Origin of the sequence: Halomonas beimenensis (genome assembly GCF_002549795.1) — a bacterium.
Taxonomy (GTDB): Bacteria; Pseudomonadota; Gammaproteobacteria; order Pseudomonadales; family Halomonadaceae; genus Halomonas; species Halomonas beimenensis.
On sequence record NZ_CP021435.1, the window covers coordinates 2,883,444 to 2,899,848 of the forward strand.

At 70.9% G+C, this 16,405-nt stretch carries 12 protein-coding genes; 8 read left to right on the forward strand and 4 right to left on the reverse strand.

Annotated elements, in window-relative coordinates; translation table 11 throughout:
* The first annotated feature begins 49 nt into the window (after positions 1-49).
* The 3 genes from fhuF (at position 50) to BEI_RS13475 (ending at position 3,926) form a co-directional block, all read left to right on the forward strand.
* Complete coding sequence (fhuF, locus tag BEI_RS13465; RefSeq protein ID WP_097790006.1) at positions 50-799, forward strand: siderophore-iron reductase FhuF; 750 nt, start codon at positions 50-52, stop codon at positions 797-799.
* The gene (locus tag BEI_RS13470; protein WP_097790007.1) at positions 796-1,740 is read left to right on the forward strand and encodes a helix-turn-helix transcriptional regulator; all 945 of its coding nucleotides are present in this window, start codon (positions 796-798) and stop codon (positions 1,738-1,740) included. Before fhuF ends, BEI_RS13470 begins: the two co-directional genes overlap by 4 nt.
* Before the next feature lie 104 nt (positions 1,741-1,844).
* Entirely contained in the window at positions 1,845-3,926 is a 2,082-nt protein-coding gene (locus BEI_RS13475) for a TonB-dependent siderophore receptor (protein WP_097790008.1), read from the forward strand.
* A 334-nt stretch (positions 3,927-4,260) separates the two neighbouring features.
* Here the strand turns inward: BEI_RS13475 and BEI_RS13480 are convergent, their stop codons facing one another.
* The 4 genes from BEI_RS13480 to BEI_RS13495 all read right to left on the reverse strand — a co-directional run bounded on the left by BEI_RS13480 (position 4,261) and on the right by BEI_RS13495 (position 10,104).
* The gene (locus BEI_RS13480) at positions 4,261-5,115 is read right to left on the reverse strand and encodes a mechanosensitive ion channel family protein (RefSeq protein ID WP_097790009.1); all 855 of its coding nucleotides are present in this window, start codon (positions 5,113-5,115) and stop codon (positions 4,261-4,263) included.
* Positions 5,116-5,200: 85 nt separating this feature from the next.
* On the reverse strand, positions 5,201-5,764 hold the full coding sequence (locus BEI_RS13485; protein WP_097790010.1) for a sodium:calcium antiporter: 564 nt from the start codon (positions 5,762-5,764) through the stop codon (positions 5,201-5,203).
* 175 nt (positions 5,765-5,939) lie between these two features.
* Complete coding sequence (locus tag BEI_RS13490) at positions 5,940-8,108, reverse strand: TonB-dependent siderophore receptor (RefSeq protein ID WP_227644477.1); 2,169 nt, start codon at positions 8,106-8,108, stop codon at positions 5,940-5,942.
* Between the two features lie 193 nt (positions 8,109-8,301).
* Positions 8,302-10,104, reverse strand: a complete 1,803-nt coding sequence (locus BEI_RS13495) for an ABC transporter ATP-binding protein (RefSeq protein ID WP_097790011.1) — start codon at positions 10,102-10,104, stop codon at positions 8,302-8,304.
* Positions 10,105-10,428: 324 nt separating this feature from the next.
* Between BEI_RS13495 and BEI_RS13500 the strand changes: the two genes are divergently transcribed.
* The 5 genes from BEI_RS13500 (at position 10,429) to BEI_RS13520 (ending at position 16,196) form a co-directional block, all read left to right on the forward strand.
* A complete protein-coding gene (locus BEI_RS13500; RefSeq protein ID WP_097790012.1) occupies positions 10,429-11,196 on the forward strand; it encodes an ATP-binding cassette domain-containing protein in 768 nt (255 codons plus the stop codon).
* A gap of 14 nt (positions 11,197-11,210) precedes the next feature.
* Entirely contained in the window at positions 11,211-12,080 is an 870-nt protein-coding gene (locus tag BEI_RS13505) for an ABC transporter substrate-binding protein (RefSeq protein WP_097790013.1), read from the forward strand.
* Positions 12,070-14,076 carry a Fe(3+)-hydroxamate ABC transporter permease FhuB gene (gene fhuB / locus BEI_RS13510; protein WP_097790014.1) on the forward strand — a complete coding sequence of 669 codons (2,007 nt, stop codon included), beginning with the start codon at positions 12,070-12,072 and terminating at the stop codon, positions 14,074-14,076. The genes BEI_RS13505 and fhuB overlap by 11 nt, the downstream gene beginning before the upstream one ends.
* Positions 14,077-14,493: 417 nt before the next feature.
* Complete coding sequence (locus BEI_RS13515; RefSeq protein ID WP_097790015.1) at positions 14,494-15,183, forward strand: DUF1007 family protein; 690 nt, start codon at positions 14,494-14,496, stop codon at positions 15,181-15,183.
* Positions 15,168-16,196 (forward strand): nickel/cobalt transporter, encoded by a 1,029-nt coding sequence (locus BEI_RS13520; RefSeq protein WP_097790016.1) that lies wholly within the window; start codon positions 15,168-15,170, stop codon positions 16,194-16,196. Before BEI_RS13515 ends, BEI_RS13520 begins: the two co-directional genes overlap by 16 nt.
* Positions 16,197-16,405 lie beyond the last annotated feature (209 nt).

The window sequence follows — 16,405 nt, forward strand, 5'->3', positions numbered from 1 at the left end:
CGTTGTCATGCTACCCATCATCCCGCGATGACGTTCCGGTGGAGGCCCCATGACTCAAGCGCTGTCGACCCTGTATATCGGGCCCTTGGAAGGCCTGGCGCCCCCCAGGGTCTCGGCGACCCCAGATCCCGATGCCCGATCCGCCCGGGAGCTCCTCGACCCGGCCTACCTGGACGCGCTGTTCGCCCGCTTCGGCGCCCGGTACGGTCACGGCGACCGCCGGGCGGTGGCCTCGCTGTGGTCCAAGTGGCACTTCAGTGCCCTGGCGGCCCACGGCCTGGCCGCCAACCTGCTGCTCGAGCGCGACCTGCCGCTGGGGCTGGACGAGTTGCATCTCGAGCAATCCGATGAGGGCCGCACCACCCGCCTGGACCTGCGCCATGCCGGCCGGCCCCTGGCCGAGCTCGCTCCCCTGTCGCGCTTCGCCACGTTGCTCGACGGCCACCTGACGCCGTTGATCGAGGCCCTGGCCGCGGCCACCGGGGCCTCGCCCAAGGTGTTCTGGAGCAACGCCGGCAACTACTTCGAGTACTTCACCGGTGCCCTGGCCGATCATCCCATGGCCTCGCCGGACCTGGCCGAACCCGCCCGGGCGCTGATGGAGAGTCGCAGCCTGCCCGACGGCCGCCGCAACCCGCTCTACCGGCCGGTGCGCTACGTCACGCCCGCCGCACCGGACCAGCCCGCCCGGGTGCGCCGGCTGTGCTGCATCCGCTACCTGATCGACGAGCTCGGCTACTGCGCCAACTGCCCGCTGGAGTGCCGTCCCGCCCGCCAAGCGGCGAAGGCGGCCGGATGAGTCGGCCCGCCGCCGGCGTCCGCCTGCACACGCCCCGGGACCTGCAGGCCTATGGCCGGCGCTACGGCCTTGACTACCGGGTCCCGGACCTCTCGCCCCGGGCCGAGGCGCCGGTGGTCCGCGGCCTGGTGCGTGAGTTCTCGCCGCGACGGGGCATGCAGCTGGTCGCCTCCGATGTGGAGGTGCTGCATCGCTACGACTCCCGCTCCCGGACGCGTTCGCCGCTGTCGATCATCGTCCTGCTGGAGGGCCGGGCCGAGGTCGCCCTGGGCGACCAGGAGCCGCGGCCGCTGGGCGCCGGCATGGCGCTGAGCGTGCGACTCGAGGCCGACCGCGGCCTGGCGGCCTCCCAGCCCGCCGGCCAGCGCCTCCGCGCCCTGACCCTGAGCCTCGACGAGGCTTGCCTGGACCGGCTGGGCCTGACGGCGTCGTGCCCGGGCGCCTCCCGGGTGCAGGCCTGGCGGTTACCCGAGCACCTGCGCCAGGGCCTGGAGCAGGCACTCGCCACGCCGCTGCCGGACGAGGCCCGGCGCCTGGTGCTCGAGGGGCTGAGCCTGCAGCTGCTGGCCCACGGCGGCCGCTTCGACGAGCCGGCGCAGGCCCCCGCGCCGCGCCTGCCGCCCCAGGAGCGCCAGCGACTGGAACGGGTCTGCCGGGCCCTGCACGACGATCCCGCCGCCGATCACCGCCTGGCCGACCTGGCCGAGCTGGCCGCCATGAGCCCCGCCAGCCTGAGGCGCAAGTTCCAGGCCGCCTATGGCCGCTCGGTGTTCGACTACCTGCGCGACTGTCGGCTGCGCCTGGCCCACGACTACCTTCGCCAGGGCTACAGCGTGCAGCAGGCCGCCCACTTCTGCGGCTACCGCCATGCCAGCAACTTCGCCACCGCCTTCCGCCGTCGCTTCGGCCATTCGCCGAGTTCCCTCCCGCCGACGCGCTGAGCATTCCGCATAGCCGTGTGAGCGTCTGGCATACCTCGCCGGGCAGCCAAAAAGGAATAATTCTCATTGCCTAACGTCACACGCTATCAGAAAGGAATCCCCGCATGCCGACTCCCCGTCCGCTGGCGCTGGCGGTCTCGCTCGCCGCCGCCGGCATGGCCCTGGCGGCCCACGCCGAAGACGCCGAGCAACTCTCCACCCTGACCGTCACCGCCGAGGCGGCCACCAAGACCGAGACGCCCTTCAACGAGACGCCGCAGTCGGTGTCGATCGTCGAAAGCGAGGAGTGGGAAGCCCGCGGCGCCGAGACCGTGCAGCGCGCCGCCGACTACACGCCGGGCGTCTACACCAACCAGGTCGGCGCCTCCAACCGCTACGACTACCTGATACTGCGCGGCTTCACCGACGGCAGCGTCAACAACACCTTCCTCGACGGCCTCAAGGTGATGAGCGACGGCGGCTCCTTCAGCTCGCTGGTCATCGATCCCTGGTTCCTGGAGCGCATCGAGGTGGTCAAGGGGCCGGCCTCCGTGCTCTACGGTCGCGCCTCCCCGGGCGGCCTGGTGGCCCAGACCAGCAAGCGCCCCGAGTTCGAGCGCGGCGGCGAGCTGCGCCTGGGCGCCGGCAACAACGCCCAGCGCAGCGCCGCCTTCGACCTCACCGGCCCGCTGGACGACGAGCGCCGCCTCGCCTTCCGCCTCACCGGCCTGGTCCGGGCCGCCGACACCCAGTTCGGGCCGGTGGAGGAGGAACGCTACGCCTTCGCCCCCCAGCTGACCTGGGACATGACCGACGCCACCAGCCTCACCCTGCACGCCTACCTGCACAAGGATCCGGAGGGCGGCTCACACTCGGGCCTGCCCTTCGAGGGCACGGTGGAAGATCGCAACGGCCGTCGCATCGCCAACACCTTCTTCGAGGGCGAGGAGGACTTCGAGAAGTTCGAGCGCGAACAGACCATGGTGGGCTACGAGCTCGAGCACCGCTTCAATGACGCCCTGACCGGCCGGCAGAGGCTGCGCTACACCGAATCCGACGTCGAGCTGCAGCAGGTCTATGCCTTCGGCTGGGCCAGCGCCACCGAGCTCAATCGCTACTTCTCCAGCGGCGACGAGTCCCTCGAGGCCCTGGCGGTAGACAACCAGCTCGAGGCGCGGCTCACCACCGGCGCCGTCGAGCATACCCTGCTGACCGGTGTCGACTACCAGCAGCTGGACAACGACGTCGTCTGGGGCTCGGGCGCCTTCCCCGCCATCGATGCCTTCGACCCCGAATACGGCGCCGAGCCTACCGCCATGTACCCGGATATCCGCCGCAAGCGGGAGCTCGAACAGACCGGCCTCTACCTCCAGGACCAGTTGGCCGTGGGGAACTGGCGGCTGAACCTGGGCGGGCGCCATGACTGGGTCGACATCACCAACACCGACCGCGACAGCGGGGCCGAGAGCACACTGGACGACACCCAGTTCAGCGGTCGGGCCGGGGTGCTCTACCTCTTCGGCAACGGCCTGGCGCCCTACGCCAGCTATACCACCTCCTTCAGCCCCAACTCCGCCACCGACCAGAACGGCGACCTGATCGAGCCGTCCCAGGGCGAGCAGGTGGAGACGGGCCTGAAGTTCCAGCCGGCCGGCACCCAGGACCGCTACAGCCTGGCGCTCTTCCACATCACCCAGGAGAACCTGGCCACCAAGCGCGCCAGCGAGAGCTTCCATCGGGCCACCGGCGAGATCGAGTCCCGGGGCGTGGAACTGGAGGCCCATACCCGATTGACCGAGAACCTGCGCCTGCAGGCCGGCTACAGCTACACCGACGTGACCCTCGAGAAGACCGACGACGCCAACGAGGGCAACACCGACAACTGGGTGCCGCGTCACCAGGCGTCGGTGTGGGGGCAGTACGCCTTCCAGCAGGGCGGGCTCGCCGGCCTGGATGCGGGCCTCGGGGTGCGCTACTACGCCGACATCTACGCCGACGAGGCCAATACCGAGAAGGTGCCCGACTACACCGTGGTCGACGCCACCCTGGGCTACGACCTGGCCGAGCTGGGTCTCGAAGGCGTCTCCGCGCGGCTCAACGTCACCAACCTGCTCGACGAGGAATACGTCTCCGGCTGCAGCAGCATCAACTTCTGCTACTTCGGCGCCGAGCGCAGCGTCAAGGCGACGGTCAGCTACGACTTCTGACCCGCGCCCCTGTCCTTTCGACGATGACCGGCGGCCCTCGGGCCGCCGGTTTTTTTGTCATACAACCTCGCGCCATCATCAGTTGCCAACATCACCCCATCGCGCAGCAAGCTGCGCTCCCACTTCCGAACTCGCCTCGGTTCTCGAGATCCCTGGTGGGAGCGCTCTTTAGAGCGCGAGGTCATTGCGCAGCAAGCAGTGCTCCCACGACACCCCACTTCCCGCGAATCTGCGAAGAGCCATTCTTTAGACAGCTTCGATCGCCATCTGGCGAGACGTCGCAGCCGCCGGCCCCGACTGCAGGCCTGGGTCAGCTCAGCCTGGCGGTCTCACCTCATGCTTCCGTCGAGGCGCTCGCCGATTGGCGCAGGCGCCAGTAGCGGCGCAGGACGGCATCGTTGATGGCCCGCTCCACCTCGAAGGCGTTGGGCGTGGGACAGAACAGCGTGACGTCGATACGCTGCTTGCCGATGTCCGTGGTGGCAAGGGTCACGCGCGGGTGGGGTTCGGCGATGTCGATGCCGCTGCGCTTCCGGATCATCGCGCTGTAGCGCTCGGCCAGTTCGGCATGCGGGTCGTACAGCATCGCCATCTCCTGCTCCAGGGCCGGCAGTTCCGATCGCATGTCCACGTCGGGCTCCAGGACGACGCAGACCTCGAGATACACCCACTTCTTGAAGAAGTTCTGGTTCTGGACCGGCGTGGTCAACAAGACGCTGTTGGGGACCACGATGGTCTTGCCGGAGTACTCGAAGCGGCCCACGGGCCCGCCGATCTCCTGCAGGGTGGTCGCCAGCATGGTCTCGTCGACCACCTGGCCGCGCAGGTCGCCGATCTCGACCCAGTCGCCGATCTCGAAGGGCTGATTGACGACGCGCAGCACCGTGCCCGACAGGCAGAGGATCAGCTCCTTGGTGGCGATCACCAGCGCCACGGCGAAGGCGGTGATGGACAGCGCGAAGGCATGCAGGGAAGGCAGCCAGATCAGCACCAGGCCGGCCAGGGCGAGGACCACGGTGGCATTGCGAGTGCGGGCCAGCCAGGCGCGTCGGTAATCGGACAGGATCTCCTTGCGGCCCCGGATGACACGCACCGCGAGGATGCGCAAGGCGACGAGCACGGCCACCAGCGCCACCGAACTCACGCCACGGTTGCTCAGCAGTTCCACCCAGAAGGAATCCTCAGGCATGTCGGGTTGGCGCTCCTCGGTACCGGTCGATGGTCAGGCACGACCATCGCACAGCGACGCCGCGGCGTCGATCGGGGGAGCCCCTTCAGCGTGTTCGGGTCCGCCGCCGGTCGCGCAGCGCCAGCAGGACCAGCGTCAGCGCCGTGATCGGCAACACGAAGGTGAGCATCGCCATGCCGAATCCGGGCAGGGCGTCGTGGCGTGCCGCCGCCAGGATCAGGTAGAGGGTATAGGCCAGGTAGTAGCCGAAGAACACGCCGCCCTCCCAGCGACTGATCCGGCCGCCGGTGACGCAGATCGGCAGGCAGGCCAGGGCCACCGCGATCATCACCGGCAGGTCGAAGCCGATCATGGCGGGCGAGAGGGCGATGCCCGAGGGGGCCAGCAGGCCGGTGAGCCCCAGCACGCCCAGCAGGTTGAAGACGTTGCTGCCGACCACGTTGCCCATGGCGATGCCGGCCTGGTCGCCGATCGCGGCCTTGAGGCTGACCGCCAGTTCCGGCGAGCTGGTGCCGAAGGCGACGACCGTCAGGCCGATGATCAGCGAGGAGATGCCCAGGCGGGCGGCCAACCGCGAGGCCCCGCGGACCAGGCCCTCGGCGCCCACGATCAACAACACCAGCCCGGCCACGAAGGCGACGACGGTCATGCCCGACCCTCCCCTTGCAAGGCGTGACGCGACGGCTCCCGGCCGTCCCCATCCTGGCCAAGCGTCGTGACAAGCGGCGGGATTGTCCAGTCGCGCATCGCGGCACCCGGGTACGCCAAGGGCCCACCCCGTCGCCGGGATGGGCCCTGGTTGGCCGGGGTCACCCGCTCGGGACTCAGTAGGTCCAGGTCAGGTTGGCCATGACGTGACGCGGGGCACCGTAGAAGCCCTGGTCCCACTTGAGGCTGGTCAGGTACTTCTCGTCGGTGACGTTGTTGACGTTCAGCGAGCCGGTCAGGCTGTCGCTGAAGTCGTAGCTGGCCATCAGGTCGACCAGGGCGTAGGCGTCCTGGCGCGTCTTGCCATCGTCGCGATCCCGCTCGCGTTCGATGTCGTCCTGCCAGCGCACCCGGGCGCCGACCTTGAGCGCATCCAGGCTGGCCGGCCGGTAGCTGGTGGTCCCCCGCACCATGTTGCGCGGGATGTAGGTGTTGGTGGCCTCGCCGTCGGCGTCCTCGATCTCCAGGTAGGTGTAGCCGACGCTGGCCTGCCAGCCCGGGGCCAGCTCGCCGGCGAGCGTCACGTCGACGCCCTCGCTGGTGATGCCGTCCGCGCCCGCATAGACGTCCCGGCCCCCGACGTTGCCGACCACCTGGGCCACGTTGTTCTGCTCGGTACGGAACAGCGCCAGGGCCGCGTCGGCACCGCCGTCGAAGACGTCGGCCTTGAGTCCGAGCTCGTAGCTCACCCCCTCGACCGGATCGAGGTAATCGCCGTTCCGGTCGGTCTCGGTCTGGGGATTGAAGATCTCCGTGTAGCTGGCGTAGAGCGAGGCCTGGTCGGTGACGTCGTAGATCAGGCCGGCATAGGGCGTCAGCTCGTTGTCCAGGGTGGTGTCCTGGGAGCTGCCGTACTGCTCGCCCACGGTATCCAGCCAGCTCAGGCGGGCACCGGCCACGGCGGTCCAGCGGTCGGCCAGGTCCAGCTTGGCGGCGCCGTAGAGGCTGCGCTCCTTGATGGTGGCGTCGTTGGCGAAGTCGGGATCGCCGAACTCGGGCTCCGGGTAGCTGCCGTCCCACTCGTCCAGCGGGGGAAGGTCCTCCGTGGCGGCCGCGTAGAGCGAGCTCTGCTGATTGCGGCTCTGGCTCCAGTCGGCGCCCAGGACCAGCTGATGGTGGCGCCCGAGGACCTCGACATCGCCCTTGGCATGCAGGTCGGCGACCCATTGCTCGAGGTGGCGATCGTACTTGCTCAGGTAGAAGCTGTTGGGGATCCGGCCCGTGGAGGCGTCGGGCACGGTGCCGATGTAGAACAGCTTGGTATCGGACAGCATGTCCAGGTGGGTGACGGTCCCCTTGACCTGCCAGTCGTCGGAGAGACGCTGGGTCAGTTCGACGAAGCTGCGGTGGGTCTCGCCGTTCCAGTAGGACCAGTCGGGAGCCGGGGAGGTCGAGCGGTCATAGTCGGTGGGGTTGCCGGCCGAATCGTAGAGCGGCAGCGCCCCCCACATGTTGCCGTCGGTATCGTTCTGCTGCCAGGTATGGCCCAGGGCCAGCTGGGTGCTGTCGGTGAGGTCGGCCTCCAGCACGCCATAGAGCACGCCGCGCTCGCGGTGCAGGCGATCCAGGTAGGAATCGGAGTCCAGTCCCGCGGCGACCAGGCGGCCGCGGACCCGGCCCTCGTCGTCCAGGGGACCGGAGACGTCCAGCTCCAGGCGGCGATGGTCCCGGCTGCCCAGCGTGGCGGAGACCGAGGCCCGAGGGGTCTCGGTGGGGCGCTTGCGGATGAAGTTGACGGTGGCCGCCGGGTTGCCGGAGCCGGACATCAGGCCGGTCGCGCCGCGCACCACCTCGATGCGGTCGTAGACGGCGGTGTCGATGTCCCCGTGGACGTTGTTGTAGGGCATCGGCAGGCGCAGGCCGTCGACCTGCAGGTTGGAGATCTCGAAGCCCCGCGAGGAATAGTAGGTCCGGTCCGTCTCGACCCGCTCCACCGTCACGCCGGGGGTGGACTCCAGGGCATCGTTGATGGTGTCGAGGTTGAAGTCCTCGATCTGCGCCCGGGTCACCACCGAGACGGACTGCGGGGTCTCGCGGGGCGTCAGGTCGAGCTTGGTCGCGGTGCTGGTGCGCGGGACCCGATAGTCGTCGGAGCCCTCGGTGACGATCGACAGCGCCTCGGCCTCGACGGTCACCGTCTCGAGTTCCTCGGCGGACTCGCTCTCCTGGGCCAGCAGGGCGGGCGACATCAGCACGAAGGCGCCGGCGGTGGCCAGGCCAAGGGCCCGGCGAACGGCCAGGGCGAGGGGATCGACCCCGACGGGGCGGGAAGCGGGATGGGACATGGGTGAGCAAGCCTTCGGTTCTAATACAACGGGAACGCGCATGATAATGACTCGCATTAATTGACACAATAAGAATGCTTCGCATTTCAGAAGAACGATGGGTCTGCCCTCACCGGAACGCGTGGGGATCAGGCTCGGAGACGACACCGGCGGCCCAGGGGCCGCCGGTCGAGGAAGGGATGGGGGGAAGGGATCAGGCCTGGGGCACGTCGGCCGCCTCGACCACGCCGGTCTGCACCCGCCACTGGGCGGCATAGCGGCCGTCCCGGGCGAGCAGTTCGCCGTGGGTGCCGCGCTCGACCACCCGGCCGGCCTCGATGACGGCGATCTCGTCGGCATGGACGATGGTCGAGAGCCGGTGGGCGATCATGATCACGGTGCGGCCATGGCCGATGTGCTGGAGCGAGCGCTGGATGGCCGCCTCGGTCTCGTTGTCCACCGCGCTGGTGGCCTCGTCGAGCACCAGGATCGGCGGGTCCTTGAGCAGCGCCCGGGCCAGCGACAGGCGCTGGCGCTGGCCGCCGGACAGTCGCACGCCGCGCTCGCCCACCGGGGTGTCCAGGCCCTCGGGCAGCGCCCGGATGAAGTCCCAGGCCTCGGCGGTCCTGGCCGCCTCGATGATCTCGCCCTCCTCGGCCTCCGGCTTGCCGTAGGCGATGTTGTCCCGCACCGTGCCCTCGAACAGGTAGACGTCCTGGCTGACCAGGCCGATGGCCCGGCGCAGCGAGGCCAGGCTCACCGAATCGACCGGCTGGCCGTCGACCCGGACCCGACCCGCGTCGGGCTCGACGAAGCGCAGCAGCAGCTTGATCAGCGTCGACTTGCCGGAGCCGGTGGCGCCCACCAGGGCCAGGGTATGGCCCGCCGGCACCGCGAGGTCGATGCCCTCGACGCCGGCGCCGGACCCGCCGTAGCGGAAGGCCACGTCCTCGAAGCGCACCTCGCCGCGTACCGGATCGGCCAGGGGCCGGTCGGCGGCATCGCGCACCCGGATGGGGGTGGCCAGCAGGTCGAGGATGCGCCTAGTGCTGGCCATGGCCCGCTCGAACAGGTCGATCACCTGGGCCAGGCCGGTGAGCGGCCACAGCAGGCGCTGGGTGAGGAACACCAGCACGCCGTAGGCGCCCACGTTGAGCTCGCCGCGCAGCGCCATCATGCCGCCCACGGTGAAGGTGGCCAGGAAGCCGGTGAGGATGGCCATGCGGATCACCGGGATGAAGGCGGAACTGATGCGGATCGCCCGCCGGTTGGCCTCCACGTAGGCCTCGCTGGCGGCCTTGAGCCGCTCGGCCTCGCGGGCCTCGGCGGTGAAGCTCTTGATGGTGGCGATGCCCGCCAGGTTGTTGGCCAGCCGGCTGGAGAGGTCGCCGACCCGCTCGCGGACGTCGGCGTAAAGGGGGCCGGCCTTGCGCTGGAAGTAGAAGGCGCCCCAGACGATCAGCGGGATGGGAGTGAAGGCCAGCAGGGCGATCAGCGGCGAGAGCACGAAGAAGACCGCGCCCACCGCCACCACGGTGACGCCGACCTGGATCATGGCGTTGGCGCCGCCGTCGAGGAAGCGCTCGAGCTGGTTGACGTCGTCGTTCATGGTCGCCACCAGCTGCCCCGAGCTCTTCGACTCGAAGAAGCCCATGTCCAGGCGCTGGGCGTGCTCGTAGGCGTCCTGGCGCAGGTCGGCCTGCAGCCGCTGGGCCAGGTTGCGCCACAGGATCTGGAAGAGGTACTCGAACAGCGACTCGCCGGCCCAGATGAAGAACGTCAGGGCGCCGAGCACCAGGATCTGCTCCTGGGCCGTGGTGAAGCCCAACCCGGCGACGAAGCTCTCCTCCTGGTTGACCACCACGTCGATGGCCACGCCGATGAGGATCTCCGGGGCGATATCGAAGAGCTTGTTGAGGATCGAGCAGAGGCTGGCGGCGATGATGCGACGCCGGTACCCCCGGGCATAGCGCAGCAGTCGCCCCAGGGCCTGGAAACTGGAAGCGGTGGAAGACATCGGGACTTTCCTTGTGGACGGGGGCCCAAGCCTACGCCATGCGGGGTGCCGGACCAACCAGGGCTATCGAAGTGAGTCTTGTCACTCGGGGCTGATCCGTCGACAGGTCTGCGAGGGGGCGCTGTGAACCCCTCCCTGGGCGCTACCGACGCCATCCATGGCGTAGGACCCCCTCTTCGACCTGTCCCCGGCGCCCCTCGCCAGAACCAACTGCAGTTGCCGTGCAGGACCAACCGATAACATTGATAAGAATTCTCGTTTGTCTTACGCTTTGCCGCGCGATGGACCGCCCCTCCGGGCGGCACCCCGGTAGCGGAGCCCCCCATGATCGAAACGCGCGCCGCCTCCTTCGAGGTCAACGGTCAATGCCTGCTGCATCCCCTCGACCTGAGGTTCGAGGAAGGTCGGATCCACGGCCTGATCGGCCACAACGGGTCGGGCAAGTCGACCCTGCTCAAGCTGCTGGCCCGCCAACAGCCCGCCAGCCGGGGGGAGCTGCACCTGGACGGCAAGCCGCTCTCGACCTGGGGCCATCGCGCCTTCGCCCGCCGGGTGGCCTACCTGCCCCAGCACCTGCCCGCCGCCGAGAACCTGACCGGCCGCGAGCTGGTGGGCTTCGGCCGCTACCCCTGGCACGGGCTGCTGGGCCGCCACGGCCGCGAGGACGAGGCGGCCATCGACCGCGCCCTCGAACTGACCCACACCGAGCCCTTCGCCGACCGCCAGGTGGACACCCTCTCGGGGGGCGAGCGCCAGCGGGTCTGGCTGGCCATGCTGCTGGCCCAGGGCAGCCGTTTCCTGCTGCTCGACGAGCCCCTGGCGGCCCTGGACATCGCCCACCAGGTGGAGGTGCTGGCCCTGACCCGGCGCCTGTGTCGCGAACTGGGCCTCGGCGTGGTGATCGTGCTCCATGACATCAACATGGCCGCCCGCTACTGCGACCGCCTGGTGGCGCTGCACGGCGGTCGCCTGCTGGCCCATGGCACGCCGGAGGAGATGATGAACGGCGACACCCTCGAGGCCATCTACGGCCTGCCCATGCACGTCATGGCCCACCCCACCGGCGAGCACCGCGTCGCCATCGCCCACTAGCCCCGGAGTCGCCCGTGTTCCCTCCTCGACGCGCCTCGTCATGGCTGGCCGGGCTGCTGGCCTGGCTGGTCGCCGCCTCTGCCCCGGCCGACACGCCCCGCCTGGCTACCCTCGACTGGACCCTGGCCGAGACCCTGGTGGCCCTGGACGCCCCGCCCCGGGCGGTGGCGCAGGTGGAGGCCTACCACGACTGGGTGGGCGAGCCCGCCCTGCCCGAGACGACGGTCGACCTGGGCCTGCGCAGCCAGCCCAACCTGGAGCTGCTGGCGAGCCTGGCCCCGGAGCGCATCCTGATCTCGCCGATGTTCGCCAACCTCACGCCGCGTCTCGAGCGCATCGCCCCGGTGGAGACCCTGCCGCTCTACAGCCCCGGCCGCGACACCTGGGCGGAGATGCTCGAGCTGACGCTCTCGCTCGGCGAGCTGGTGGGCCGCCCCGGGACGGCGACCCGGCTGATCAAGGAAACCGAGGCCCGCATCGACTCCTTGCGGGAACGGCTGAATGGCGATGAGCCTCCCCTGGTGATGGTGCAGTTCATGGATAGCCGCCATGTGCGGGTGTTCGGCGACAACGGCCTCTTCCAGGCGGTGATCGGCCGGCTCGGCCTCGAGAACGGCTGGACCGGGCCCACCAATGCCTGGGGCTTCTCGCTGGTGGGCATCGAGGCGCTGGCCGGCCTGGACGCCCGCCTGGTGGTGGTGGAGCCCTACCCCGCCGGGGTGCGCGAGGCCCTGGCCGAGGGCGGGCTGTGGCACCACCTGGCCGAGGCCAGCCGGGGCGAGCCCCTCGTGTTGCCGCCGGTGTGGAGCTTCGGCGCCCTGCCCTCGGCGGAACGCTTCGCCGAGCTGCTGGTGACCGCCCTGGAGGCCCCCGATGCCGTCTGATGCCCTCGCCCATCCCCGCCGGCCCTGGCCGAAGCTGACACCGGGGCGCGCCTGTCTCGTGCTGGGCCTCGCCCTGCTGGCCCTGAGCCTCGCCGTCCTCGATGCCCGGACCGGGCTGGGCCCCGGCCTCGCCGCCCTGATCGATGGCACCGGCGCCACGCCGGAGGCCCTGGTGCTGCACTTCGCCTGGTGGCCGCGCCTGGCCATGGCGCTGCTCGCCGGGGGCGGCCTGGCCCTGGCCGGGGTGCTGATGCAGCAGGTACTGCGTAACCCCCTGGCCGCCCCCACCACCCTGGGGGTGGCCAACGGCGCCAACCTGGCGCTGCTGGCCACCAGCCTGCTGGCGCCCGGCCTGCTGGGCCTGGGACGGGAGTGGGTGGCGCTCGCCGGCGGCGGCCTGGCCATGGGGCTGGTCTTCGCCCTGGCCTGGCGCCGCGGCCTGGCGCCGGTGGTCGTGGTACTCGGCGGCCTGGTGGTCAACCTCTACTTCGGCGCCCTGTCCATGGTGCTGCTGCTCTTCCATCAGGAGGAGCTCAAGGGGCTGCTGATCTGGGGCGCCGGCTCGCTTTCCCAGAACGGCTGGCAGGACGCCGCCTTCCTGGCCCCGCGCCTGGCCCTGGGCGCCCTGGCGGCGATCTGGCTGCTGCGCCCCCTGGCGGTACTGGAGCTCGACGAGGCCGGCGCCCGGAGCCTGGGCATCTCGCTCAAGCACCTGCGCCTGGCCGGCCTGGGGCTGGCGGTCTTCCTCACCGGCTGCGTGGTCAGCGTGGTGGGTATCATCGGCTTCATCGGCCTGGCGGCCCCCAACATCGTGCGCCTGGCCGGCGCCCGCCGCCTGGGCCCGCGGCTGCTCTGGTCGACGCTGCTCGGCGCCCTGCTGCTGGCCACCACCGACCAGCTGCTGCAACGCTATTCCGGGGCGCTGCCGACCCTGATCCCCACCGGCGCCACCACCGCGGCCCTGGGCGCGCCGCTGCTGCTGTGGCTGATCCCCCGGCTGCACCTGGGCGGCCAGACCCCGCCCCGGGAGGCCCGGGCCTTCGGCACCCGGCATCCGGCCCCCGGACGCCTGGCCACCTGGCTGGCCCTGGCCCTCGCCGGGCTCGCCGTGGTGGCGCTGCTGGCCGGCCAGACGGGCAGCGGCTGGCAGTGGGCGTCCCCGGGCGACTGGGCCCTGCTTCAGTGGCGCCTGCCCCGGGTGCTGGCCGCGGCCGGCTGCGGGGTGATGCTGGCCATCGCCGGCACCCTGATCCAGCGGCTCACCGCCAACCCCATGGCCAGCCCCGAGTTGCTGGGCATCAGCGGGGGCAGCGCCATCGCCCTGATGGGCGCCATCTTCCTGCTGCCCGCCCCGAGCAACCTGGCCCTGGTGGGCGCCGGCACCCTGGGCGCCCTGGCCAGCCTGGCGGTGCTGGTGGGGCTGAACCGCAGGAGCGGCTTCCAGCCGGAGCGGCTGCTGCTCACCGGGGTGGCCATCATGGCGCTGTTCGACGCGGTCAGGGCCGTGGTGCTGGCCGGCGGCGACCCCCGGGGCCAGCAGGTGATCGCCTGGCTCTCCGGATCCACCTACTACGTCGACCTGACCAGCGCCCTCACGGTGACCGGGGCGGCGCTGCTGCTGGCCCTGGTCGCCGCGCCCCTGGCCCGCTGGCTGGACATCCTGCCCCTGGGCGGGGCCACCGCCACCGCCCTGGGGCTGCCCCTGGCGCGCGCGCGGCTGGCCCTGCTGCTGCTCGTGGCCCTGCTCACCGCCGGCGCCACCCTGGTGGTCGGCCCCTTGTCCTTCGTCGGCCTGCTGGCCCCGCACCTGGCCCGGCTGCTGGGCTTCTCCCGGGCCGGTACGCACCTGCTCGGCGCCGCCCTCGCCGGGGCGCTGCTGATGGTGCTCGCCGACTGGCTGGGGCACCAGTGGCTGTTCCCCGAGGAGATCCCCGCCGGCCTGGTGGCCTCGCTGCTCGGCGGCGCCTACTTCATGTGGGGGCTGCGGCGGCTCTGAGCGATGCGGCGTAGGTCGGGTAAGCGAGCTTGCGAGCGCACCCGACAGCCCCGGCCGACAGCGGCTCCGACTCTGAGGGATGCACGACCGAGGTCAGCATCCAGGGCCATCACCGTTGGGCCAGACGAGGGTCGCCGGGGACAGGTCGTAGAGGGGGTCCTACGCCAGGGGTGAGGAGCACGGCTCCGAACGGGCTGGCCAGGGATGGCCAGCACCGGTCCTGCAAGCGGAGCAGGAGGCGAAAGCGCCGCAGGGCGTCGGTAGCGCCCATGGAGGGGTTCACAGCGCCCCCTCGTCGGTCCGGCGCTCCGGGACCTGTCGACGGATAAGCCCCGAGAAACAATCATTCCTGCGATGACTCTGGAGCGGCATCGCCCGGCGTTGCCGCCCCCTCGCCGCTGCCATAGGATATCGGCCATGCTGACTACATGCCCATCACGAGGCGGGGCCCGGCGCCGCCTCCTCGCCCTCTGCCTCGCCAGCGTCCTGTCGCTCTGGCCCTTGGCGAGCCCGGCCCACCCCCACGGTTGGGTGGACGTCTCGGTGCGCGTGCTGATGGACGAGCACGGCCGGGTCGAGGCCCTGCAGCAACGCTGGCGCCTCGATCCCTTCTACAGCCAGCTGGTGCTGGAGGAGCTGCGAGCCGCCTCCGGCGAGGCCCCCATGGAGGCTCGCCTCGACCAGCTCGGCGTGGAGATCCGTCACAACCTGTCCCCGCAGCACTACTTCACCCACGTCACCCATGACGGCGAGGCGGTGGCGCTCGGCGAGGTCGACGACTTCACCACCCTGGCGCGCGACGGCCGGGTCGTCCTCATGTTCCGGCTGCCGTTGGCCGAGCCCCTGCCGCTGGAGCAGGCCGCGATGCACTACCGGATCTACGACCCGACCTACTATCTCGAGGTGCTGCACGAGGCGGAGGGCGAAACGCCCCGGCCGGATGCCCTGCGCGTGACGGGTGCCGACTGCACCACGCGCATCATGGCCGCCGATCCCGACCCGGCCCGAGTCGCCGAGGCGGCGCGGCTGGACCGTACCGAGCAGGCGCCGGAGGGGCTGGGCCGCTTCTTCGCCGAGACCGGAGAAGTGCGATGCGATTCCCTCTGACGTCCTCCGATCGTGCCGCCTCCTCGGCGCCTGACCCCGCGGCTGCCCGGCCCCGATGGCGCTGGCTCCTCGGACTCGGCGCGCTGTCGCTGGCGGTGTTCGGCCTGGCCTGGTTCGCCGGGGACCAAGGGCTCGGCCTGCAGCTGGTCGCCTGGCAGCGGGACCTGCACCGCGCCCTGACGGAGGCGGTCGCCACCCTCGACGCCGCCCCGGGCACCACCGCCTGGCTGAGCCTGCTCGGCCTCAGCTTCGGCTACGGCGTCTTCCATGCCGCCGGCCCCGGCCACGGCAAGGCGGTGCTCGGCACCTACCTGCTCAGCCAGGGCGGCGCCCTGCGCCGGGCCCTGCTGCTGTCCTGCCTGGCCTCGCTGCTGCAGGCCGTGGTCGCCATCGCCCTGGTCACGGTGCTGGTCCACGGCCTGGGATGGCTGACGCGCCAGGCCATGGGCTCGGTGGTCTGGCTGGAGCAGGCCAGCTACCTGCTGGTCGCGATGCTGGGGCTCTGGCTCTGCTGGCGCGCGCTGGCGCACTCGCCTCACCGCCACGCGGCGGCCGACCCTGGCCATGACCATGATCACCACGATCACGAGTGTGACTGCGCCCATCACCTGACGCCCCGGCAGGCCGAGGACTGGCGGGGCGCCCTGGCGGTGGTGGCGTCGATCGGCATGCGGCCCTGCAGCGGCAGCGTCCTGCTGGTCGGGGCCGCCTCCCTGCTGGGCCACTACTGGGCCGGCGTGCTGGCGGTGCTGGCCATGGCCGTGGGGACGGCCCTCACGGTCTCGGCGCTGGCCCTGGCCAGCGTGATGGCCAGGGGATGGGCCGAGCGTCGCCTGCAGCGTTCCCTGCGCGTGTCGGGCATCCAGCGATGCCTGCGAGGAGCCGGCTTCGCGGGAGGCCTGCTCATCCTGCTCCTGGGCCTCTCCCTCTTCATGGCCGGGGTGCGCGCCCCCGGGGACCTTCCGCTCCTCGACGCGGCTCCCAGCGCCGCTCCCTCACCCTTCGGCGGGTAGTGCCCGACTACTCCCAGGGCGACGCCTGGCCAGGGGCCGGGCGTTATCCCCGACAGCACAGGAAGGCGCGAGCGCAGCGCCTCAGCCTCGACGTTGACGCCGACGACGCCGGAACCGAAGACGCAACAAGCCCGTGCGAAGTTTCCACCAGGCACCGCGAAACAGCCTGGCGAAGAAGGCGGCACGCAACCGGGCATTCTGCCGCTCGA